This window comes from Draconibacterium sp. IB214405, assembly GCF_033963885.1.
Taxonomy (GTDB): domain Bacteria; phylum Bacteroidota; class Bacteroidia; order Bacteroidales; family Prolixibacteraceae; genus Draconibacterium.
The window spans coordinates 1-806 of record NZ_JAXBMA010000029.1 but is presented as its reverse complement, the minus strand read 5'-3'; the positions used below and the strand labels follow the sequence as shown (position 1 = coordinate 806).

The 806-nt window shown below is 45.9% G+C and carries 1 protein-coding gene; it reads left to right on the top strand.

All coding sequences use genetic code 11. From position 1 onward, the window contains the following. Positions 1-806: hypothetical protein (locus SLH46_RS21640; RefSeq protein WP_320283310.1), on the top strand; the 806-nt coding region annotated here is incomplete at both ends.

The window sequence follows — 806 nt, the reverse complement described above, 5'->3', positions numbered from 1 at the left end:
ATTACGAAGGTGCCAACTGTGCGCCGGATACTGTATTGAATATTAAAGTAACTCCGGAACCTGTTCCGATCGTTACAAACGAAACCATCTGTTCGGATGAATCTTATACATGGACTGTGGACGGAGTGGAATACTTCGGTACGGACGGCGATACTACTGTTCATTACGAAGGTGCCAACTGTGCGCCGGATACTGTACTGAATATTACCGTAACTCCGGAACCAGAACCAATCGTTACAAACGAAACCATCTGTTCGGATGAATCTTATACATGGACTGTGGACGGAGTGGAATACTTCGGTACGGACGGCGATACTACTGTTCATTACGAAGGCGCCAACTGTGCGCCGGATACTGTATTGAATATTACCGTAACTCCGGAACCAGAACCAATCGTTACAAACGAAACCATCTGTTCGGATGAATCTTATACATGGACTGTGGACGGAGTGGAATACTTCGGTACTGAGGGTGATACTACTGTTCATTACGAAGGTGCCAACTGTGCGCCGGATACTGTATTGAATATTAAAGTAACTCCGGAACCTGTTCCGATCGTTACAAACGAAACCATCTGTTCAGATGAATCTTATACATGGACTGTGGACGGAGTGGAATACTTCGGTACGGAGGGTGATACTACTGTTCATTACGAAGGCGCCAACTGTGCGCCGGATACTGTACTGAATATTACCGTAACTCCGGAACCAGAACCAATCGTTACAAACGAAACCATCTGTTCAGATGAATCTTATACATGGACTGTGGACGGAGTGGAATACTTCGGTACGGACGGCGATACTACT